25 protein-coding genes and 2 tRNA genes are annotated in these 19,634 nt (G+C 40.3%); 12 read left to right on the top strand and 15 right to left on the bottom strand.

From position 1 onward, the window contains the following. Positions 1–7 precede the first annotated feature (7 nt). Complete coding sequence (locus tag ACS125_RS02705) at positions 8–448, bottom strand: hypothetical protein (RefSeq protein WP_004789916.1); 441 nt, start codon at positions 446–448, stop codon at positions 8–10. Positions 449–703: 255 nt separating this feature from the next. Here ACS125_RS02705 and ACS125_RS02700 point away from each other — a divergent pair, with 255 nt between their 5' ends. The 3 genes from ACS125_RS02700 (at position 704) to ACS125_RS02690 (ending at position 2,768) form a co-directional block, all read left to right on the top strand. After that, entirely contained in the window at positions 704–1,783 is a 1,080-nt protein-coding gene (locus tag ACS125_RS02700; RefSeq protein WP_440203166.1) for a DNA/RNA non-specific endonuclease, read from the top strand. Between the two features lie 97 nt (positions 1,784–1,880). After that, a complete protein-coding gene (locus ACS125_RS02695) occupies positions 1,881–2,480 on the top strand; it encodes a LysE family translocator (protein WP_004789913.1) in 600 nt (199 codons plus the stop codon). 45 nt (positions 2,481–2,525) lie between these two features. Then, positions 2,526–2,768 carry a hypothetical protein gene (locus tag ACS125_RS02690; RefSeq protein WP_016139941.1) on the top strand — a complete coding sequence of 81 codons (243 nt, stop codon included), beginning with the start codon at positions 2,526–2,528 and terminating at the stop codon, positions 2,766–2,768. A 221-nt stretch (positions 2,769–2,989) separates the two neighbouring features. On the opposite strand, the gene aqpZ is transcribed toward ACS125_RS02690, so the two are convergent. Together aqpZ and ACS125_RS02680 are read right to left on the bottom strand one after the other, a co-directional pair. After that, positions 2,990–3,679 (bottom strand): aquaporin Z, encoded by a 690-nt coding sequence (gene aqpZ, locus ACS125_RS02685; RefSeq protein WP_174730487.1) that lies wholly within the window; start codon positions 3,677–3,679, stop codon positions 2,990–2,992. Positions 3,680–3,811: 132 nt separating this feature from the next. Further along, positions 3,812–4,816: an AraC family transcriptional regulator ligand-binding domain-containing protein gene (locus ACS125_RS02680; RefSeq protein WP_443270383.1), complete on the bottom strand. Its 1,005-nt coding sequence runs from the start codon at positions 4,814–4,816 to the stop codon at positions 3,812–3,814. 108 nt (positions 4,817–4,924) lie between these two features. Between ACS125_RS02680 and ACS125_RS02675 the strand changes: the two genes are divergently transcribed. Then, the gene (locus ACS125_RS02675) at positions 4,925–5,563 is read left to right on the top strand and encodes a hypothetical protein (protein WP_151963819.1); all 639 of its coding nucleotides are present in this window, start codon (positions 4,925–4,927) and stop codon (positions 5,561–5,563) included. 41 nt (positions 5,564–5,604) lie between these two features. Here the strand turns inward: ACS125_RS02675 and hisF are convergent, their stop codons facing one another. Continuing rightward, positions 5,605–6,363: an imidazole glycerol phosphate synthase subunit HisF gene (gene hisF / locus ACS125_RS02670; protein WP_004789907.1), complete on the bottom strand. Its 759-nt coding sequence runs from the start codon at positions 6,361–6,363 to the stop codon at positions 5,605–5,607. A 112-nt stretch (positions 6,364–6,475) separates the two neighbouring features. Here hisF and ACS125_RS02665 point away from each other — a divergent pair, with 112 nt between their 5' ends. The 4 genes from ACS125_RS02665 to ACS125_RS02650 are packed head-to-tail and all read left to right on the top strand — an operon-like array spanning position 6,476 to position 8,806. Beyond that, positions 6,476–7,426, top strand: a complete 951-nt coding sequence (locus ACS125_RS02665) for a homoserine kinase (protein WP_443270380.1) — start codon at positions 6,476–6,478, stop codon at positions 7,424–7,426. A gap of 12 nt (positions 7,427–7,438) precedes the next feature. Continuing rightward, positions 7,439–8,068: a DUF1294 domain-containing protein gene (locus ACS125_RS02660; protein WP_174730499.1), complete on the top strand. Its 630-nt coding sequence runs from the start codon at positions 7,439–7,441 to the stop codon at positions 8,066–8,068. Between the two features lie 36 nt (positions 8,069–8,104). Beyond that, positions 8,105–8,497, top strand: a complete 393-nt coding sequence (locus ACS125_RS02655) for a DUF4870 family protein (RefSeq protein ID WP_174730502.1) — start codon at positions 8,105–8,107, stop codon at positions 8,495–8,497. Positions 8,498–8,500: 3 nt separating this feature from the next. Beyond that, complete coding sequence (locus ACS125_RS02650) at positions 8,501–8,806, top strand: antibiotic biosynthesis monooxygenase family protein (RefSeq protein WP_151822497.1); 306 nt, start codon at positions 8,501–8,503, stop codon at positions 8,804–8,806. A 34-nt stretch (positions 8,807–8,840) separates the two neighbouring features. Here ACS125_RS02650 and ACS125_RS02645 read toward each other — a convergent pair whose 3' ends face one another. Then, positions 8,841–9,743 carry a DMT family transporter gene (locus ACS125_RS02645; RefSeq protein ID WP_443270377.1) on the bottom strand — a complete coding sequence of 301 codons (903 nt, stop codon included), beginning with the start codon at positions 9,741–9,743 and terminating at the stop codon, positions 8,841–8,843. A gap of 98 nt (positions 9,744–9,841) precedes the next feature. Here ACS125_RS02645 and ACS125_RS02640 point away from each other — a divergent pair, with 98 nt between their 5' ends. After that, entirely contained in the window at positions 9,842–10,393 is a 552-nt protein-coding gene (locus ACS125_RS02640) for a helix-turn-helix domain-containing protein (protein ID WP_174730511.1), read from the top strand. Between the two features lie 66 nt (positions 10,394–10,459). On the opposite strand, the gene hisA is transcribed toward ACS125_RS02640, so the two are convergent. The 5 genes from hisA to hisB form a co-directional block, all read right to left on the bottom strand. Next, entirely contained in the window at positions 10,460–11,191 is a 732-nt protein-coding gene (gene hisA / locus ACS125_RS02635; RefSeq protein ID WP_000905538.1) for a 1-(5-phosphoribosyl)-5-[(5-phosphoribosylamino)methylideneamino]imidazole-4-carboxamide isomerase, read from the bottom strand. A 94-nt stretch (positions 11,192–11,285) separates the two neighbouring features. Next, the gene (locus tag ACS125_RS02630) at positions 11,286–11,927 is read right to left on the bottom strand and encodes a 3'-5' exonuclease (protein ID WP_151963825.1); all 642 of its coding nucleotides are present in this window, start codon (positions 11,925–11,927) and stop codon (positions 11,286–11,288) included. Between the two features lie 86 nt (positions 11,928–12,013). Further along, positions 12,014–12,562: a DUF805 domain-containing protein gene (locus ACS125_RS02625; protein WP_443270373.1), complete on the bottom strand. Its 549-nt coding sequence runs from the start codon at positions 12,560–12,562 to the stop codon at positions 12,014–12,016. Between the two features lie 150 nt (positions 12,563–12,712). Beyond that, on the bottom strand, positions 12,713–13,330 hold the full coding sequence (gene hisH, locus ACS125_RS02620; RefSeq protein ID WP_322904916.1) for an imidazole glycerol phosphate synthase subunit HisH: 618 nt from the start codon (positions 13,328–13,330) through the stop codon (positions 12,713–12,715). Further along, on the bottom strand, positions 13,330–13,923 hold the full coding sequence (gene hisB / locus ACS125_RS02615; RefSeq protein ID WP_002116767.1) for an imidazoleglycerol-phosphate dehydratase HisB: 594 nt from the start codon (positions 13,921–13,923) through the stop codon (positions 13,330–13,332). The genes hisH and hisB overlap by 1 nt, the downstream gene beginning before the upstream one ends. A 102-nt stretch (positions 13,924–14,025) precedes the next feature. Between hisB and ACS125_RS02610 the strand changes: the two genes are divergently transcribed. From ACS125_RS02610 to ACS125_RS02600, 3 genes are all read left to right on the top strand, one after another. After that, positions 14,026–14,409 carry a GNAT family N-acetyltransferase gene (locus ACS125_RS02610; protein ID WP_004789887.1) on the top strand — a complete coding sequence of 128 codons (384 nt, stop codon included), beginning with the start codon at positions 14,026–14,028 and terminating at the stop codon, positions 14,407–14,409. A 105-nt stretch (positions 14,410–14,514) separates the two neighbouring features. Further along, positions 14,515–14,590: transfer RNA gene (locus tag ACS125_RS02605), tRNA-Phe, on the top strand. Between the two features lie 126 nt (positions 14,591–14,716). Continuing rightward, positions 14,717–14,792, top strand: a tRNA-Phe gene (locus ACS125_RS02600). Positions 14,793–14,969: 177 nt separating this feature from the next. On the opposite strand, the gene ACS125_RS02595 is transcribed toward ACS125_RS02600, so the two are convergent. The 5 genes from ACS125_RS02595 to ompR all read right to left on the bottom strand — a co-directional run bounded on the left by ACS125_RS02595 (position 14,970) and on the right by ompR (position 19,475). Then, positions 14,970–15,401 carry a GNAT family acetyltransferase gene (locus ACS125_RS02595; RefSeq protein WP_443270370.1) on the bottom strand — a complete coding sequence of 144 codons (432 nt, stop codon included), beginning with the start codon at positions 15,399–15,401 and terminating at the stop codon, positions 14,970–14,972. Positions 15,402–15,529: 128 nt separating this feature from the next. Then, the gene (locus tag ACS125_RS02590; protein ID WP_151963829.1) at positions 15,530–17,044 is read right to left on the bottom strand and encodes an acetyl-CoA hydrolase/transferase family protein; all 1,515 of its coding nucleotides are present in this window, start codon (positions 17,042–17,044) and stop codon (positions 15,530–15,532) included. A 35-nt stretch (positions 17,045–17,079) separates the two neighbouring features. Continuing rightward, positions 17,080–17,208 (bottom strand): hypothetical protein, encoded by a 129-nt coding sequence (locus ACS125_RS02585; protein WP_151963943.1) that lies wholly within the window; start codon positions 17,206–17,208, stop codon positions 17,080–17,082. Positions 17,209–17,235: 27 nt separating this feature from the next. After that, the gene (locus tag ACS125_RS02580; RefSeq protein WP_151963830.1) at positions 17,236–18,693 is read right to left on the bottom strand and encodes an ATP-binding protein; all 1,458 of its coding nucleotides are present in this window, start codon (positions 18,691–18,693) and stop codon (positions 17,236–17,238) included. A 17-nt stretch (positions 18,694–18,710) separates the two neighbouring features. Beyond that, a complete protein-coding gene (gene ompR, locus ACS125_RS02575; RefSeq protein ID WP_000060753.1) occupies positions 18,711–19,475 on the bottom strand; it encodes an osmolarity response regulator transcription factor OmpR in 765 nt (254 codons plus the stop codon). Between the last annotated feature and the right edge of the window lie 159 nt (positions 19,476–19,634).

The raw sequence follows: 19,634 nt of genomic DNA, 5'->3' as shown, positions 1-19,634 counted from the left end.
GCTCTGATTACTGAGCTTGCATAGGTGCATCTGCTGGCAAACCACCATCTTTTGCCATCGGGTCTGCCGACTGAGTTGGATCTGCTGGAGGCGGTGGAGTGTTCGGATCTTGTTGCGCTGGAGGCGCTTGGTTCGGTGCAGGTGGTACTGCATCCATTGGTGCAGCCGGAGGAGCCATTTCACCGCCTGCTGGAGGAGCAGGTGGAACATCCGCTGGAATAGGAGCACCAGTAGGCGCCGCATTTGTCGGTGCAGCAGAAACTTGTTGTACTTGTCCGCTATTGACTAAATCGCTAATAGAACCAGGTTGGCCATTTACCGTTGTCGTAACTTTCACTTTAGACAAACTTTCTAAAGTATCTCCTGGCTGGACTGCTGGTTCAGCCAAAGCGGCCATACTACATAATCCCGTGATTACGCCAATACCAATAATCTTTGAATGGATCATTAAGTGGACTCCGATTATATTTTTATCCAAATTTGTGGAGCTAACCATGTCATAAGCAATCAGTGTTTTTCAACGAAAGATACGCAATTGGCGTAATTCAATAGCCAAAGCATCTCATAATTCCAACAGATTGTTACGTAATGGGAAATTGAGTTACAAAAAAGATGACCATGTTTTAACCATTTGAAAGATAAGAGATATACTTAAAAAAGCAGGATTGTTAAGCTGCGTATGGACAGTGGTATTGATAAAAACATGGCAAGTAAAAAACGCAGTAAAGGTACAAACTCATTCTCTCTAAGTGAGCATTTTGGCAAGATTATTCTTGCTTGTATTGCTGCGGGAAGTTTTGCGATTGCATTTGGTAGTGAAAAGATTTCGCAGTGGTTTTCACCTTTAAGTACTAACTCGACTTGCCTTAATCAGTTCTATCGAGAAGTTCCCCCTGCTTTAAATAAAGATAGCTTAAAAAAAGACAGTTATCCGCTGTGTTTTAATGGCTTTAATGTCTTGTATTCAGGCATTTCTAAAACGCCGTTATGGTCGGCTGAGCATTTAAATGCAGAACGTTTGAGTGTCAAAATTAAGCGTGAAGACAACTTCCATGAAGAAACCCGTATTGATCAAAAGCATCGAGCATTATTAAGTGATTATCGTGGTTCAGGCTATGACCGTGGTCATATGGCACCGAATGGTGATATGCCAAATAAGAGCTCACAATCTGATAGCTTCTCGTTAAGTAATATGGTGCCGCAAGCCCCTAAAAATAATCAGGAAGTTTGGCGTAAACTTGAAGAAGCCACACGCGCCCTTGCCACTAAGCAAAAACAAGATGTTTATGTGGTTACTGGCCCTGTTTTTGAGGGTAAACGCCTTAAAACGATTGGAAAGGGTGTAATTGTTCCAACCGCAGTTTATAAAGCGGTTTATATGCCAAAAACTGGTGCTATTGGAGCTTACTACGCACCAAACAATAACTCTCTACAAGTGAAAGTAGTGAGTGTTTGTTACCTTGAAGAACGCTTAGGCGTTAACCTGTTCCCACAGTTAACTGAGCAACAAAAGCGTAATGTCTATCGTCTCCCTTTAACGGCAGCCTCGGTTAAGCTAAATCAGAAGTTGGACTATTTACATTGGGATGGCGAGAGTCAATGTGAGCAGGACTTAAACGCTGATCAAATTAAAGCGTTACAAGACCAGTTTAAAAAACAAAAAAGTGGTTCATCAGAAGCAATGGAAGCAAAAGTTCCAACGATTGACGAAGAAACACGCCAAGCGATTGTGAAGCAACTGGTTGAAGCATTGGTGAACTATTTCTTGCAAATAATGAAATAAGTAGCTTTTTTGATTGTTATTGCAAAAGCGTAAATGTTTAAAATAGAATCCATAGACAGATCTGTCTATGGATTCTATTTTAATAAGGACAATAACAATGTTTGCTTCGATGTTTCTTTTTTCATTTGCAATGTCTATTACCCCAGGCCCAGTAAATACTGTCATTTTATCGACCAGTTTAAATCATGGTTTAAAAAGATCGCTTCCCTATATTTCAGGTGCCACGATTGGTTTTACCTTGCTTTTAATTTTTATGGCATTTGGTCTTCAGAGTTTATTAACTCAGTTTCCTATTGTTTTAAAAATCCTTGCAGTTTGTGGAACACTATTTGTTTGTTACATCGGCATAAAAATTATTCTTTCTGCGGCCAATATTTCTATTTCAACTGCTCCCGTAGAGCATATTATTATTCCCAATTTTAAAGATGGTTTTTTGCTACAGTGGCTCAACCCCAAAGCATGGTTAGCTTGTGTGTCGGGCATTACCATGTTTACAAGCATTGAGAACCCGCAGTCTTTGCCGATCTTTATTATTATTTATTTCTTCACTTGTTATGCGTGCTTATTCTTTTGGGGGTTCTGTGGTGATAAATTTTCAGTGGTGCTCAATCAGGGCAACCGTTTGAAATATTTTAATATATTGATGGGAGCATTCTTAATTTTATCGGCTCTTTTAATTTTGATCGATTTTTTTTAAATTGGTCGTATTACACTGTGAAGATATAACAACGAGACAAGACCTATGTTTAAACCATTTGAAAAGGGTACAGAGTCTTCTTCAATTGAAGATTTAACATTAGAAAATGATGTCGATTGCGTCAGCATTTATGGCAACTTGCAAATCACCAAAGACAAAGTCGGATTAGAACAAGCGAAGGCTTTACAGAGCTTTTTAAATGAAGTGGTTGCGGCTTTGGAAAAAGAAGAATTGCCTGAGAAAATTGAACGTCCAGCTGAGCAAGAAATTAATAATCCGTTTTTATAATTTATGCATTCTATGTGTGATGTTTAGCATAGTCATGCTGCCATACAGTCTTTAATATCACGTTAGGTCTTATTGAGTTTGTATAGACATTTCTTACTTTTGAAAGACCAAAAGTAAGCAAAAGTCTTTTGTTGAACAGAGGGTACTTCCGTGTACCCCTGCTCAACAGGTGACATCCATGTCACCCACCGCGATAGTAGATTAAGGCTATATATAAAGAATTAATCCTTCTCCCCAGCAACTACCTTATAAATAATCGCCCCAATCACAGCCCCTAAAATCGGTGCTACCCAGAACAACCACAACTGACTTAAAGCAGCAGTTTCAGCAAAGAACGCAACGCCTGTACTACGTGCAGGGTTCACCGAAGTGTTCGTCACCGGAATACTGATTAAGTGAATGAGTGTTAAGCCCAAACCAATCGCAATAGGAGCGAAGCCAGCAGGCGCACGACCATGTGTTGATCCTAAAATAATGATTAAGAAGAACGCTGTAAGTACCACTTCAATAATGAAAGCTGAACCTAAGCCAAACTTGTTCGGTGATAAATCACCGAAACCATTTGAAGCAAAACCACCAACACCGCTAAAGCCCGCTTGGCCTTGAGCAATAATATAGAGAACAAATGCAGCAGCAGTCGCACCGACCACTTGAGCAACAATATAGGGAATTAAATCTTTAACATCGAAGCGGCCGCCGACCCAAAGGCCAACACTTACCGCGGGATTAAAATGTCCACCTGAGATATGCCCTAGAGCATAGGCGCCTGTCAGTACGGTTAAACCAAAGGCAAGAGCTACACCTGCAAAGCCAATACCAAGTTCAGGGAAAGCTGCGGCTAAAACTGCGCTACCACAACCACCAAAGACTAGCCAAAACGTACCTAGAAATTCAGCAAAATATTTATTCATTCTGATTACTCATTTATTTAATCTATTTTAATTAATGTGAATTACGTCACATAAATTTGAAGCATGTGACTATATGAAATTTTTGTTTTCAGTGTTGTTTTAATCAAGAAAAGATTTGTAAGTTTTGGTTGGTTATTCTTTGTCTAAAAAATGAGCTCTCCATTGCTGTGGTGTTTGATTAGTCCAATGTTTAAATGCTCTTTGAAAAGCACTTTGTTCGGAGTAACAAAGCAAAAGGGCAATCTCTTGTAGGCTCAAATGTGGGTCTTTTAAATACTCGGTTGCAAGCATAAAGCGCACTTGCTGAACGCGCTCCTGAAAGGTGGTGTTTTGTTGTTGTAAATGCCGTTGGAGCTGTCGAACTGACAGGCCTAATTGAGCAGCAATATATTCAATTTGATATTGATTCTTTTGTAGTCCAGTCAAAATTGAATGCTGTAAACGCTGATCAAGTTGGGTCGAATTTGGTAATTGTTCTAAAAGTGCTTGTGCTTGCTGAACCAATAGTTGTTGTAGGGTGTGGTCGGCGCTGCTAAGCGGCTTATGAATTTCCGTAATTGGAATGAGCAACTCTGTACGCGGCTGGCTAAAACGAACAGGACATTGGAAGTATTGTTCATAAACCCTGATATTTTTAGGGGCAGCATTTAAAAAATGTACTTCATGTAAATGCACATCTTCATGAGACATAAAAAGACGTAAGAACTGAATGACCAGTGCAATCGCGATTTCATCAGTAAGCTGAGTAGGGTGTAACTCAGTCGCTTCCCAGCGAATAGAACCATATCTTCCTTGTAGCTCAACAACTAGAGGGCTGCCGTCATAAATCAGACGATGAAAATCATGATAGCGAATTAAAGCTTCACCTAAGTTATCGCAAGAGAGAGCAAGGTAGGCAATAATCCCTAAGTGTTTGGGTTGTACATATTTGGCAATTTCTAGGCCTAATCCTGGCTTCGGGTCTAGTTTATAAATGACTTCTAATAGATCGCGCCAAACGACGTAGTCAAAGCGTTCCAGATTTTGAACTTGTTCTAATTGTTCAGGAATAGCTAACTGATTGGCTTCACAATAAGCTTTTAATAGATGTCCGAGCCCCCCATAGACAGAACCTGTATAGTTTTTTAGTTGTGGCATCCCTAACCACCTCTTTCTTGTCGTGATTTGTCAATGAAACCATAAATTCTGGTCAATACCTAGCATAGCGAATTTTATATTCTGAATAAAAGAAAAAGGAGTTAGGCGATGTTAAAAGGGTTCATTGCAGGAATTGCGGTTGCGAATGCATTTGAATGGGTGGCGCATAAATATATTTTGCATGGTGTACACCGTGCTGGAAAACCGCGCTATAGCCCCGTGCCAAAAAGCATGGAATCCCATTGGGCACACCATCGTGAAGTCCGTAAACAACAATTTCATGATGATTGTTATGTTGAGGGCGTTGGAAACTGGCGAACTAAAAATGAGTTAATTTCGCTTGCAGTCGTGGCAACAGTCTCAAGTGCAATTTTCTATCCATTTTCAAAAGGTATGGCACTTGCAGCTTGGTACAGTGCTGGTAATTATTATTATATTCATCGCCGTGCACATTTAGAGCCCGACTGGGCAAAGCGTAAAATTCCATGGCATTACGATCACCATATGAACTCTAATCAAGACGCCAATTGGTGCGTGACCAAACCTTGGTTTGACTATGTGATGGGAACACGGGTTGTATCTTCGGCAGATTTAAAAGAACAAAATCCTTTGGGTGTGCGTTTACCTACAGCACTTGCTAGACCACTTTCTCAAGCAGTAGAGAAAATCTTCCCTGCAAAATGGGTCGAGAAAAAAGAAAAGCCTGAACTTACTACTGAGGTGAATGCAGTAGATGGTGCTGCATAAAAAAATAAAGGGGCATATCGCCCCTTTAAATATCAATAAGCTTACAAGCGCATTTCGATGCCTTGTTCAGCTAAATATTGTTTAGCTTCCGGAATGGTATATTGGCCAAAGTGGAAAATACTTGCTGCCAATACTGCATCGGCACCACCTTGTAAAATTCCGTCTGCAAGGTGTTGTAAGTTACCTACACCGCCTGAGGCAATGGTTGGAATGGTAACGCGGTCATTAATAGCACGCATTAAAGCAATGTCGTAACCCGCTTTAGTACCATCGGCATCCATACTGGTAATGAGTAACTCGCCCGCACCGTAGTCAGCCATTTGTACAGCCCACTCAATCGCATCAATACCCGTTGGCTTACGGCCACCGTGAGTAAAGATTTCCCATTTGTTATCGCCAGTTTTTTTGGCATCAATCGCAACTACAATACATTGTGCGCCAAAATGCTGAGAAGCTTCTTGAACAAACTCTGGATTAAATACGGCAGCTGAGTTAATACTGACTTTGTCTGCACCTGCATTTAATAACGCACGAATATCTTCAACCTTACGTACACCACCACCGACAGTTAATGGCACAAATACAGTCTCGGCCATACGTTCAACAGTACGGTAAGTGGTATCGCGTCCATGATGTGTAGCGGTAATGTCTAAGAAAGTAATTTCGTCTGCACCTTGTTCGTTATAGCGACGTGCCACTTCAACTGGGTCGCCCGCATCACGAATATCGAGGAATTGAACGCCTTTAACTACGCGTCCGTTATCAACGTCTAGGCAAGGAATAATACGTTTAGCAAGCATAGCTTTTTCCAAAAATAATCGCCGTTGGTGAAAGTTCCTACACAGGCGCTACACCTTCATGGAGGGAAGAGGTATTCTATCAAACTTCACAGATGTTTTTTGCAGGTTTTCCATGTCGGTTTATACCCCGTTGAGTTTAGATGAAGTTCGCACCTTTGCTGCACCTTATGGATTAGAGGTGTTGGAGCTGAACCCAATTCAGGGAGGTATTCAAAACACCAATTATTTTTTGGTTGATGTAAACCGTAAACAATATGTACTCACCGTGTTTGAAGAATTAGATGCACAAGGGGCAGGCGAACTCATTCCTGTTCTTGAACAATTGGGAACTCATGATGTCCCTGTTGCTGTGCCGTTAAAACATAGCGGACAAGCAGTTCATGTGATTGCAGAAAAGCCTGCACAGATTGCACCGCGGCTCATGGGCCACCATCCCATGCAAACCACAGTAGCGCAAGTTGCCGCAATTGCAGACGCACAGGCGAAGCTACATGTGGCTTTACAAGATTTTCCGCTTGAGCGTGAGTATCGACGTGATCATCAGTACTGGACAGGTGTTGCAGAACAGCTTAAACCAAGCATGACTCAAGAAGACCAAGCGTTACTTGAGCAGGTTTATCAAGCTTTTAATGCTAAAACAGCGCAGTATTCAAACCGACCAACAGGTTTTATTCACTCAGATTTGTTCCGTGACAATACTTTGTTTGAAGGTGAGCAATTACAAGGTATTTTAGATTTTTACGAATTAAATCAAGATGAATTACTGTTTGATATTGCGATTACCATTAATGATTTTTGTACTGAATATCCAGCAGCACATTTAAACTCAGACAAAGTGGCGGCTTACTTAGCGGCATACCAAAAAGTTCGTGTACTTACTTCAGATGAACTTGAGTGTTTAGATGTATTCTTGGCAATGGCAGCATGCCGTTTTTGGTCAATGCGTTTGCAAGTTGCTCAAAAAAATAAAGAAGAAGGACGTACCGGCGATGACATTTTGCAAAAAGACCCGCAGGAAATGCGAGCAATGATGCAAGACCGTTTAAGTCATGTAAAAGCATAAAAGGGAATAAAGATGCGAGATCAGGGGCGATTAGTCGAATGGTTCGACGAAAAAGGTTACGGCTTTATTCAGCCGGATGATGCTGAAAAAGAGCGAGTCTTTTTGCATATTAAAGATTTTGCACGCCCCGGTCCTCGGCCAATTATTGGCTGTGCACTGGAATATCTGATTATTCTCGATGAGCAAGGTCGCTTTCGTGCTCAGCAGGTCACTTATTTAAAAGCATCTCAAACTCGTAAAGCATCAAAGCCTGTAAAAACACAATCTTCTTTTCAAGCCAGTCCATGGTCTGCAATGCAAATGGGGATCGTGTTTTATTTCGTTTTAATGGGCATTATGAGCTTTATCCATGTTCTGCCAGCTTATACCTTATTGTTTATCTTAATGATGAATGTGCTGAGCTATTGGCTATATTCACAAGACAAAGAAGCTGCACAATTGGGTAATCGCCGTGTTCCTGAGCAAACATTACACATCGTTAGCTTTTTAGGAGGCTGGCCTGCTGCATGGTGGGCACAACAAAAACTGAGACATAAAACACAAAAACAACCATTCCGTAAGATTTATTTTTGTACCATATTCCTTCATTTACTTTTGATTTTGTGGCTAATTTCTCCCTTAAATGTGTTGCGGGGCTCATAAAAGTAAATTGTTTTATTAAACTTGAGAGGTATAAAAATGAATAGTTCTATCGACCAAGATCCAAATCGTACTTTAACGCTTATTTTATATGTACTTTATATTGTCGCTATTTTTACAGGCGGCTTACTTGCGGTTATTGCTTTAATTATTAATTATGTAAAACGTTCCGATGTGCAAGGCTCAATTTTTGAAAGCCACTTTACATGGCAAATCCGAACATTCTGGTGGTATCTCGCTTGGAATATTATTGCCTTTCTGCCGTTTATTTTCCTGTTCTTTACAGGTGAAAATACTGACCTATTTGCAGGTGTTGCAATCTCATCGACCGTATTTTGTGTGGGTGTAATTGGTGCTGCATGGATCTGGATTGTATATCGTGCAATTCGTGGATTGATTGCTTTAAATGATAATCGTCCGATGTATCAATAAATCATGATTATTGAACATGTGCATTTGAGTATAAAGTCTGGGCAAAGTGAAGCATTTCTTGAGGCTTTTGAGCAGGCGAAACATATTGTTTATCCAATGGAGGGCTTCAATGCTGTCCAACTCATTAGACATGCAACAGATCCACATCATTATATTTTAATGATCTCTTGGGATGAGATTGAAAATCATACAGAAGGGTTTAGAAAGTCTGATGCTTATCAGGAATGGAAGGCATTGCTCCATCCCTTTTATGATCCAATGCCAACGGTTGAGTACTACCAGCCTTGTATTTCATTGAAGAAAAAATAATAGAATAAAAAAGGAGAGCATTAAACTCTCTTTTTTATTCTCGAATTCTTTTAGTTTTTTTAATTGGCAACTTAAGTTTTAACTCACTCACTAAAACACCTAATACCACTAACGCACCACCCAAAAGAGCAATAACTGGTAAACGCTCACCTGCAATTCGACCAATAATCCCTGCCCAAACAGGTTCTCCTGCATAGATAATTGCAGCACGGGAAGGATCAACCATACGTTGAGCCCAGTTCATCACAAATTGAATAAGCGCACTGGCTAAACCTAATGCAACAGCAAGGAGTATAAGTGGCCATGAAAATGCAGGAATAGCATGTTCACCCACCGCAGGCATAATGGCAAAAGAAACCAGAGAAGCTATGCCGAGTTGAATAACGGTGACGCGACGTAAATTTACTTTTCCAGCAAAGTAACTAATAAAAATAATTTCTAAAGCAATCGCAAGTGATCCGAGTACTGTGACAAGCTGTCCAAAATTTAAAGAGATTTGTTCAAAACCATTACCTGTCAATAAAATAAGGCCAGCAAAAGCAAGAACTGCTCCTACCCAAGTCATGATGTGTGGAACTTTTCTAAAGATGAGCCACATTAGAATAGGTACAAGTGGAACATAGAGCGCTGTTAAAAAAGCCGACTCACTACTTGGAATGGTTTGAAGTCCAATCGTTTGTGTGCCATAACCTGCTGCAATTACAAGACCAATCGTGCTGCCAGCACCTAAATCTTTTAAAGTAACGCCTTTCATACTCTTGAAAGAAATAAGCAGCAAGGTAAGCGCCGCGACAGCAAAGCGGCAACCCACAAAAAACATAGGCGATGAAAAATTCAGTGCATATTGCACAGTAAGGAATGTTCCACCCCAAATGATCGTAATCAAAACGAGTGCTAACTGTGGGGCTTTGGTTGAACTCAAAGAAATTGGTGACATATTCAAAATAGAAAGAATTGTGCAATATATTGCACATATTGCGCTATTCTTCTATTTTGTGCAATATATTGCTCATATTTTATTTGCTGCGTTATTTTATGAGCCAGTCCAGTACCGTTTTACAGCATGTCGGCACAAATATCCGTTCCTTAAGAGATGAGCGAGATTTAAGCCAACAGGACTTGGCAGATCAGGCAGGTGTAAGTAGACGAACGATTGCTGCATTGGAAACAGGACAGGTCAATATAAGCTTGGCCAAACTCGATGCGATTGCGGCTGTGTTAGGTGTAGACTTTAGAACGATTGTGAGTGCACCTGAGCATAAAGAACAAGCTTTGGTTAATGCACTGGCTTGGCAAGGTGAAAAAGAAGAAAGCAGAGCGACTTTTTTGGCTTCAGTTCCGTCTCGTTCCCAGGTTGAGCTTTGGACATGGTCGTTAGCAGTGGGGGAGTCGTATGTTGCTGAAGCAGACCCAGAAGGATGGCAAGAGCTTATTTATGTATTAGAAGGTGAGTTGACCATACAATTTGCAGATCGTTCAAAAACTATCGTTGCTGGTTCTTCATTTATATATGCTAGTTCAGTAACTTATACTTATATTAATAGTGGTAACCAAGTCCTTAAGTTTATTCGTAATGTGGTGTATTGATTAGAAATATTTTTATACTAATAATAAAAAAGAGCCTAAACCGGCTCTTTTTTTACATCTTAAAAATTAAAGACGGTTTTCATCTAACAACAGCTGAGCTTCACGAAGGTTTAAAGTACCTTCATAAATTGCACGACCTGTGATTGCACCTAAAATGCCCGGTTGGCCTTTTAAGTTGCGAACGTCATCAAGGTTAGTTACACCACCTGAAGCAATCACTGGTAAGCCTGAGTATTGAGCTAAGTTTACAGTTTGCTCAACGTTTACCCCTTGCATCATACCGTCACGCGCAATGTCTGTATAAACAATGCTAGACACGCCTGCATCTGCAAAACGTTTTGCTAAATCAGTTGCTTTTACGTCAGTAACATTTGCCCAGCCGTCAGTTGCAACCATACCATTCATGGCATCAATACCAACAATGATGTGACCTGCAAAACGTTTACAAGCTTCTTCTACAAATTCAGGCTCTTGAACTGCTTTAGTACCAATAATGACAAAAGTCACGCCAGCTTCTAAGTAGTGTTCGATAGTCTCTAGTGAGCGAATACCACCACCAATTTGAATTGGTAATTCTGGCTGAGCTTTAGCAATTGCTTCAACAACAGGCTTATGAATTGGAGTACCCGCGAAAGCGCCATTCAAATCAACCAAATGCAAACGACGTGCGCCTTCATTTACCCAATGCTGGGCAGTTGCAACTGGATCGTCAGAGAAAACGGTATCGTCTTCCATACGCCCTTGTTTTAAACGCACACATTTACCATCTTTCAGGTCAATTGCTGGAATGATTAGCATGCTTCCGCTCCTTGCTTCATCATGATTATGAAATTGTGCACATCTTAGCAAAGTATTGATCAATCGCTAAGCCTTAGAAAAGACTTTTATAACTTTACGCTTGAAGTGCCGTTTGAATCGTTTGTGAAATGTGAGCTGGTAATAGTTCTTGCTTTCTGAGCTCTTCAAATACCAATAATGCAGCATACGCATCAGCGGCAGCGTAGCTTATTTGTTGTGATGTAAGTGGCTTTCGTGCCCAATTTGAAGTTCCAACTTTTTTCGACTTTGCAAGATATTGCCCAAATAGCAGAGCAATTGCTTTTTGAACCCCCATTTGCTGGGTAAAACCAAAGTGACTAAAGCCTTTGGCTAGGTCGACACAACTTTCTAGCTCAATGCCTTTTTTATGAAAAATGTGTTTATCATTTTTAAGACCAAAGCCGACTTTAATTTGCTTTTGGTTAGACAAAATGGGCTGTAAAAATTTTAAAGTCGATGAATTTACATGAAATAAATAGGCTTTTTTTGCTGTGGCCAGCTGAATTAGATGTGGGCCAGTTGAGACTTCACCCACTCGAAAAGTTGGTTTAGACTCAGAATCAAATCCCAAAACTACAGCGTTTTTTAATTCTTCTTCAATAGTTTTGCATTGCTCGCTATTTTCAATCACGACAATATTTTGATGGTCAAAATTTTCAAAAGGAGGGAGCTGCTGAATGGAGGCTTTATCAAGGAGGGGAGAGGCTTCGGACATGTTTAACAGCGGACAAATGAATTGAGCTATTAGCTTTATATATGAATAAAGCCTAGAGAACTAGGCTTTATGACAGTCTTTAAAAATTATTGAGACTGAGAAGGGGTACCAATGACAATGCTTTCGCTTTTTTCAACATAACCTTCATAGGTCGGAGCCATGATTGTGGCAACAATAGCAAAAATAAAAGCAAGCGGAATCAGGATAATATAAATCCAGCCTAAAACGCGTTCCCAACCAGGGGTAGGGCGTTGTGGGCCGTAATCATTATTGCCTTCTGTACCTTTTGCCGCAAAGAGATAAATCATGAAAATGAGGTTTACGACAGGGATGAGCATTAGCAATGAAAGCCATCCTGTATTATTGCGGTCATGTAAGCGACGAATTGTAAATACAAAGCTTACATAGAGGCAAACAATATAAAGAATGGCGATGACAATCATGCCTGCTGTAGAAAGGCCAGTTAGATCCTGACTAGATGTAAATCCAAAAGTGAATGCGATGGCAACAACAACGATGCCGATGACGAGTGAAAATAAGAATGTCCAAGCAGCATAAGAGAGTCGACCAAAACGACCATTAGCTTTAAAGGGGGAATCTTGTTGAAGTGGCTGATTTTCGAAAGGTGAATTCATTTTGTTTTCCTGATCATTTGGTTTTATTTAAAAGTATAAATATTCAATATTTTGTTGAATAAAATATCATTCTATAAATGATTAGTTGTTATTGTAAATAAAAAAAAGATCAGGCTATCTAGACCTGATCTTTTTCAGTTTTAAATCAGATTAAATATTCCATTCCACAAAGTTCTTAAGTAACTGCAAACCAGCAGTATGACTTTTCTCTGGGTGGAATTGAGTCGCGAATAAATTATCTTTGTGAATCGCTGTGCAAAAGTTCACGCCATACTCACAAGTTGCAGCTACAACGCTTTCATCTTTAGGTTCGACATAGTAGCTATGTACAAAGTAAAAACGAGCATCTTGTTCGATGTTGTTCCACATTGGATGGCTTGGGTCCAGTTGGTGAACCTGATTCCAACCCATATGTGGTACTTTTAAACCTTCCATTTGAGGGAAGTGCTTTACTACACCGTCAAAAATACCGAGTGCGTCTACACCGCCATTTTCTTCAGAACTTTGTAGTAATGCTTGCATGCCTACACAAATCGCAAGGACTGGCTTATTAAAAGCAGCTTTACGTACGACTTCATCAATACCTGCTTCACGCATGCCTTGCATACAGTCACGCATTGCCCCAACGCCCGGAAAAACAATTTTGTCAGCTTGTGCAATTAATTTTGGATCATTGGTCACATCGACTGTAGCGCCAACATGCTCAAGTGCTTTAGCAGCTGAGTGCAGATTGCCCATGCCATAATCAAGTAACGCGATACGTGTCATTAGAGGCTACCTTTTGTCGATGCAATCGTGTTTTCTGCACGTGGATCAACTTCACATGCCATACGTAAAGCACGAGCTAGCGCTTTAAATACACTTTCAATTTGATGGTGACTATTTTTACCTTTCAAATTATCGATGTGTAAGGTCATAAGCGCATGGTTTACAAAACCTTGGAAAAACTCAGAAAATAAATCGACATCAAAGGTACCGATGCGTGCACGGGTAAATGGAATATCCATGAATAAACCCGGACGACCAGATAAATCTACAACAACGCGAGATAAAGCTTCGTCTAATGGAGCATAAAAATGACCATAGCGTTTTAAACCTTTTTTATCGCCTAAAGCTTGTGCAAAAGCTTGTCCAAGCGTGATTCCACAGTCTTCTACGGTGTGGTGATCATCAATCTCGAGGTCTCCGTCACAATGAATATCGATATCAAATAAGCCATGTCGCTTGATTTGATCAATCATATGGTCTAAAAATGGAACTCCAGTGTTTAGTGTGCCTTGACCAGTACCGTCGAGATTTAATCGAACTCGAATTTTGGTTTCATTGGTATTTCTAACCACTTCACTGATACGTTGCGTCATGGACACGTTCCTCAAAAAACGTCAAAAATGATTGGATGTTAACGACAATTTCGCTGTGACGAATTCGTGACAGCATCATAGTTTGCTCAGGAGGGTTAATCAATGCCTATTACCGTACATGCTTATAGTTCTCTAGATAATTCAGAGATCCGCGATCAGCTTGAGCGTTTGTATGATACAAGTCCGGAGTTTGGTGACGGGCACGATGCGATTGAACAACTTGAACAAGATTTACAACAGTATACCACGCTATACACTGCTGAATTTAACACCAAAATTATAGGTGCAATCTGGTCTTCAGGACAAGGTGAAAGCAAGGTCCTTGAATATATTGTTGTTCACCCTGCTAACCGTGGTCGTGGGGTAGCTGAGCGTTTGGTTGAAGAAGCTTGTCGTATAGAAGAGTCAAAAGGGGTTAAAATTTTTGAGCCGGGCTGCGGCGCAATTCATCGTTGTTTGGCTCATATTGGTAAATTACATCATTAACAGCCTAGTCCGTATGTGATGGTGATTTAAAAATAATCACTTGTTACAAAAAATACGGAAGTTGCTTGACGTGGTCATATAAACATTGTTTAATACGCCCACTTCGGCGTGATAGCTCAGTAGGTAGAGCAACGGATTGAAAATCCGTGTGTCCCCAGTTCGATCCTGGGTCTCGCCACCATTATTTGTGTTTTCAATCCCTGATCCCATCAGGGATTTTTTTTAAGTATAAAAAATACTCAGTTAAATCAAAAACTCAGGATAATTGTTGACTATTGTTCTGAGATACGGCTTAATACAGGCCAACGGCGTGATAGCTCAGTAGGTAGAGCAACGGATTGAAAATCCGTGTGTCCCCAGTTCGATCCTGGGTCTCGCCACCATATTCGAAAAAGCCTCATACATAACGTATGAGGCTTTTTTCATGTCTATCTATTTTGCCCCAACACTTCGTTAATTCACCTGTGTATAAATCCCGTTTTATCCACAAGTATAGTTACTTATCCCCAAGCCCAAATGGGTTTTCTTAATAGTGAAAAAGAAAGTGTGGACTAAGTGCGCTAGTCGGGTGGATTATCACTAATAAGTCGTTTTCCTAAACACACTGCTTCTACTTCGTCATAGCCAAGCTGTTCATAAAAATTTAGTACATTTAAATTGTCTTTACGGACGAGTAATTGTAGTTTTGGACAGCCGCGGGCAATTAAGCGCTTTTCAAGCTGCTGAACGAGCGCTGTAGCGATTCCTAAGCGTTGTTGGTGGGGATGAACAGCTAAATAGTTAATCCAGCCTCTATGACCATCATAGCCGCCCATAAGCGTGCCAATCAGTTGCTCATCTTTAATCGCAACTAGAAATAAATCATCTTGTTGTGAGACTTTTCTAAAAATATCGGTTTCAGGATTATTCCAAGGTCGAGTCAGACCGCAGCTTTCCCATAAAATGACGACATCTTCCAGATCCGCATTTGTAAATTGACGAATGATAAACATATGGATTTCTACTTTTTGTTTTGATGTGCTCAAAAGATAAAATAAAAATTCAGGCTTGAGCAGAGTTTATTAATAATTTACACAAATAAAAAAGCACTCCTTAGGAGTGCTTTAATTCAATTAGTCTTTTAAGCTGATTTCGCAACTGGTTCTGCTTGAAGCATTTGACCTGTTTCTTCGAAGTTTGCATGCCAAGACAATGCTTCACGAAGTAAGTGAGGAGTATGCCCACCTTTAGCACATGCACGATCAAAGTAGTCGTTTAATGCACCACGATAAAGTGGGTGTACACAATTGTCGATAACAGCGCGAGCACGCTCACGAGGTGCTAAACCACGTAAGTCTGCTAAACCTTGCTCTGTAACTAAAATATCAACGTCGTGTTCACTATGGTCAACATGGCTCACCATTGGCACAATAGAAGAGATATCGCCGCCTTTAGCAATTGATTTGGTCACAAAGATTGCCAAGTGGGCATTACGAGCGAAGTCACCTGAACCACCAATACCGTTCATCATTTTAGTACCACACACGTGAGTTGAGTTCACGTTACCGTAAATATCAAACTCAAGCGCAGTGTTAATGCCGATAATACCTAAACGACGTACCAATTCAGGATGGTTAGAAATTTCTTGTGGGCGAAGTACTAATTTGTCTTTGTAAGCTTCGATATTGCCAAAAACTTTCTCACCACATTTTGCAGAAAGTGTAATTGAGCTACCAGAAGCAAATTTCATTTTGCCTGCATCAATGAGTTCAAAAGTACAGTCTTGTAATACTTCTGAGTACATGATGAGGTCTTCAAAGTCAGAATCTTTTAAACCTGTTAATACAGCGTTGGCAATAGAACCGATACCCGCTTGTAATGGACCAAGATTTTTTGGTAAGCGACCTTCAGCAACTTCTTTATTAAAGAAAGCAATCAGGTGGTTTGCAATGCCTTGTGTTTCATCATCTGGCGGAGTTACCGTTGATGGTGAATCGTGAGTATCGTTAAATACAATACCGACAATTTTTGCAGGATCAATTTGGATTGCTGATGTACCAATACGCTCATCCACTTTTGTTAATGGAATTGGAGTACGTGTTGGGCGATAAGTTGGGATGTAGATATCGTGCAAACCTTCAAAGCTTTCGCTTAAAGATGTGTTGATTTCAACAATAACTTTCTCGGCAAAAATAGCGAAACTTGCAGAGTTACCTACAGAAGTTGTTGGAATAATGCCACCATCTTCAGTAATTGCAATTGCTTCAATTACCGCAACATCAGGACGTTTAAGCTGTTGGTTACGCATTTGTTCAACAGTTTCAGACAAATGTTGATCAATAAACATAACTTCGCCATTGTTAATGGCACGACGTAAAGTGTTGTCCACTTGGAATGGCATACGACGAGATAAAACACCTGCTTCCGTGAGTTGTTTGTCTAAGTCGTTACCTAAGCTGGCACCCGTAATTAACGTGATTTTTAACGGATTTTTCTTTGCAAGTTCTACAAGTGCTTGTGGAACAGCTTTAGCTTCACCAGCACGAGTAAAACCACTCATACCTACGGTCATTCCATCTTCGATGAATTGCGCAGCTTGTTCAGCACTGATGACCTTGTCATGAAGAGAAGCTAGGCGAATACGACTTAAAGACATTGGACATCCTCAGAATTGTCAAAACATACGGGATTTTAGCTATGAAAAATTGAAAAGTGCATAGGTGTTAGGCTAAGGTCTAATTTTGTAAATAAATGGTGGTATAAATTATATTTATGGTTTTTATTTATTTGATTTTTATTGCTTTTATTTGCCTTTAAAATGAGGCTTTTAATAACCAGCTGGTTAAATTAAAAGCGCTCACTCAAAGTTTGTTTTATTTTTTCTAATGGATTGATCGAGCTATTTTCTTCAGGGACTGGTTTTGGGATCGGTAAAGAAATAATAACTTCTAAACCGCCTTGTTCACGATTGTGAATTTGAATTTCACCATGATGAATATCGACAATACGTTTGACAATAGCCAATCCAAGTCCACTCCCTTGGATCGTTCTTGCGGCGTCTCCACGGACAAAGGGCTGCATTAATTCTTCAATTTGATCTGGTGGAATACCTTCACCATGATCGGCAACAGTAATTAAAATATTTTCATTTTCAACTTTTGCACTTAGATCTATAGGTTCAGCACCATAGCGCTTTGCATTATTAATCAGGTTCGCAATAAGCCGTTTTAAAGAAAGGCTACGTGCCGGAATAATGGGCACATCCTGCATCTCGAATTGAATATCAAGGGGCTTAAATTGCACAACAAGTTCTTGCAAAAGCATATTGATATTGGTGTCTTTCAACTCTTCATCTGAACCATCGCGCATATACGAAATGAACTGATTAAGAATCGCATCCATATCATCCACATCGTAGACCAGACCTTCACGTAAGAACTCGTCAGGTAGCATTTCTGCTGTTAAACGAATGCGCGTCAAAGGAGTTCGCAAATCATGTGAGATACCGGCCAACATAATACGTCGTTCGCGCTCGGTTTGATCAAGCGTATAGACCATGCGGTTAAAGGCTTGGTTCACCTGTCGAATTTCTAATGGACCATGATTGGTATCTAGGTAAGGTGCTGTTCCTGATTTACTATATTCATTGGCAGCATTTTGCAAACGACGCAAAGGGCGGTTCATTTGTCTTACTAGAATCAAAATAATGATAGCTGATAGTAGAGGAACACCAACGACCCAACCAATTAATAGCTCAGGACTGTAGTTTGCATAGGTTTTTAAAGGTTCACGAACCCAATTTCCATGCATTTCAGGTGTTTGAATCCAAATACGTGGGCTAGGTTTAAACTGGAAGTAAACCGTAACATCCTTAGCCCCAATCTCATTTGCCAGTTTTTGTTCGATTTGATTAGTAAAAAACTCAGCAATTACTTTATCGCGGACACTTGGATATTCTTTGGGATTGGTAATGTATTCAATTCCAACACGATTACGTAACCACTCATCAACATCGACTTCATTTTCGCGATGAAAAATTCGTATATCTGGATTGTTGACGAGCTCGAGTTCAACTGCAAGATAACGCGCGTGTTGTTGAATTTCAGGTAAGTAAAGAGTGCGCCAAAAGAACCATAACGACATAAATAAGCTAAAAAATACCACCAGCAGTACCAGAATAGTGGTACGCATGGCAGCAGAGCGTGGCTTAATTTTGTCGAGAAAACGTTCCCACCGAGTTCGTTTCCGTTCTGAGTAGGTAGCGTAATCAGTAAAGTTTTGTGGCGCGATTGGATCTAAACTCACTCTATCTTATCTCAAACTTATTCCGCACCATCTGGAACAAATACATAACCCACGCCCCATACCGTTTGAATATAACGTGCACGTGCAGGATTATCTTCAATTAAACGACGTAGGCGAGAGACTTGAACGTCAATTGAACGTTCCATTGCACCCCATTCACGACCACGAGCTAAATTCATGAGTTTGTCGCGCGTTAATGGTTCACGTGGGTGTTGTACCAATGCTTTTAATACTGCAAATTCACCAGTCGTTAAGGTAACGATTTGCCCTTCGCGTGTCAGTGTGCGAGTAGACAAGTCTAGAGACCATGGACCAAAGCTTACAACTTCAACTTGTTGGCTTGGAGCACCAGGAACTTCACGAACTTGGCGGCGCAATACAGCACGGATACGGGCTAAAAGTTCATTTGGATTAAATGGCTTTGGCAAGTAATCGTCTGCACCAGCTTCAAGACCTGCAATACGATCTGAATCGCTACCGCGCGCTGTTAGCATGATGATTGGTGTATCAATATTTGATTGGCGTAAACGACGACAAATACTCAAACCATCTTCAACTGGCAACATAAAGTCGAGTACGATAAGTGAAAATAACTCACGTTGTAATAGACGGTCCATTTGCGAAGCATCGTGGGCAGTTTTTACAACAAAGCCTTTATCTTCCAAAAAACGTTGCAAGAGGGTACGTAAACGCACATCGTCATCGACCACTAAAATACGTTCGACACGATCCGTTTCGTTGTGTACGGTTTCAGGATGTTCAGCAGGTACAACTAAACTCATGATGTACTCCCTTTAAAGTCATAATTTATATATTATTGGGTCGGTGAGGCTTATTGCCAACAAGCCCTCAGTATAATGCTGATGTTCTTGTTAAGACTATGTATCAATTTGCTCAAAATTACAATTTTCAAGGTAGTTTGAAACCAAAAAACAACATCT

The organism is Acinetobacter sp. PFS20, from assembly GCF_052261015.1.
Classification (GTDB): Bacteria; Pseudomonadota; Gammaproteobacteria; order Pseudomonadales; family Moraxellaceae; genus Acinetobacter.
Note: the sequence above shows the minus strand (reverse complement) of the source record. Positions and strands in the feature narration are given on the sequence as shown.

What these genes read in the sequence shown, in the direction of transcription:
- ompR (WP_000060753.1), bottom strand. Translation starts at nt 19,475, where the DNA reads ATGAGTTTAGTTGTACCTGCTGAACATCCTGAAACCGTACACAACGAA.
- ACS125_RS02595 (WP_443270370.1), bottom strand. Translation starts at nt 15,401, where the DNA reads ATGTTTATCATTCGTCAATTTACAAATGCGGATCTGGAAGATGTCGTC.
- ACS125_RS02610 (WP_004789887.1), top strand. Translation starts at nt 14,026, where the DNA reads ATGCCTATTACCGTACATGCTTATAGTTCTCTAGATAATTCAGAGATC.
- ACS125_RS02590 (WP_151963829.1), bottom strand. Translation starts at nt 17,044, where the DNA reads ATGTCTTTAAGTCGTATTCGCCTAGCTTCTCTTCATGACAAGGTCATC.
- ACS125_RS02675 (WP_151963819.1), top strand. Translation starts at nt 4,925, where the DNA reads ATGTTAAAAGGGTTCATTGCAGGAATTGCGGTTGCGAATGCATTTGAA.
- ACS125_RS02705 (WP_004789916.1), bottom strand. Translation starts at nt 448, where the DNA reads ATGATCCATTCAAAGATTATTGGTATTGGCGTAATCACGGGATTATGT.
- ACS125_RS02650 (WP_151822497.1), top strand. Translation starts at nt 8,501, where the DNA reads ATGATTATTGAACATGTGCATTTGAGTATAAAGTCTGGGCAAAGTGAA.
- aqpZ (WP_174730487.1), bottom strand. Translation starts at nt 3,679, where the DNA reads ATGAATAAATATTTTGCTGAATTTCTAGGTACGTTTTGGCTAGTCTTT.
- ACS125_RS02640 (WP_174730511.1), top strand. Translation starts at nt 9,842, where the DNA reads ATGAGCCAGTCCAGTACCGTTTTACAGCATGTCGGCACAAATATCCGT.
- ACS125_RS02665 (WP_443270380.1), top strand. Translation starts at nt 6,476, where the DNA reads ATGTCGGTTTATACCCCGTTGAGTTTAGATGAAGTTCGCACCTTTGCT.
- ACS125_RS02690 (WP_016139941.1), top strand. Translation starts at nt 2,526, where the DNA reads ATGTTTAAACCATTTGAAAAGGGTACAGAGTCTTCTTCAATTGAAGAT.
- ACS125_RS02645 (WP_443270377.1), bottom strand. Translation starts at nt 9,743, where the DNA reads ATGTCACCAATTTCTTTGAGTTCAACCAAAGCCCCACAGTTAGCACTC.
- ACS125_RS02655 (WP_174730502.1), top strand. Translation starts at nt 8,105, where the DNA reads ATGAATAGTTCTATCGACCAAGATCCAAATCGTACTTTAACGCTTATT.
- hisF (WP_004789907.1), bottom strand. Translation starts at nt 6,363, where the DNA reads ATGCTTGCTAAACGTATTATTCCTTGCCTAGACGTTGATAACGGACGC.
- ACS125_RS02700 (WP_440203166.1), top strand. Translation starts at nt 704, where the DNA reads ATGGCAAGTAAAAAACGCAGTAAAGGTACAAACTCATTCTCTCTAAGT.
- ACS125_RS02680 (WP_443270383.1), bottom strand. Translation starts at nt 4,816, where the DNA reads ATGCCACAACTAAAAAACTATACAGGTTCTGTCTATGGGGGGCTCGGA.
- hisB (WP_002116767.1), bottom strand. Translation starts at nt 13,923, where the DNA reads ATGACGCAACGTATCAGTGAAGTGGTTAGAAATACCAATGAAACCAAA.
- ACS125_RS02625 (WP_443270373.1), bottom strand. Translation starts at nt 12,562, where the DNA reads ATGAATTCACCTTTCGAAAATCAGCCACTTCAACAAGATTCCCCCTTT.
- hisH (WP_322904916.1), bottom strand. Translation starts at nt 13,330, where the DNA reads ATGACACGTATCGCGTTACTTGATTATGGCATGGGCAATCTGCACTCA.
- ACS125_RS02695 (WP_004789913.1), top strand. Translation starts at nt 1,881, where the DNA reads ATGTTTGCTTCGATGTTTCTTTTTTCATTTGCAATGTCTATTACCCCA.
- ACS125_RS02660 (WP_174730499.1), top strand. Translation starts at nt 7,439, where the DNA reads ATGCGAGATCAGGGGCGATTAGTCGAATGGTTCGACGAAAAAGGTTAC.
- ACS125_RS02630 (WP_151963825.1), bottom strand. Translation starts at nt 11,927, where the DNA reads ATGTCCGAAGCCTCTCCCCTCCTTGATAAAGCCTCCATTCAGCAGCTC.
- hisA (WP_000905538.1), bottom strand. Translation starts at nt 11,191, where the DNA reads ATGCTAATCATTCCAGCAATTGACCTGAAAGATGGTAAATGTGTGCGT.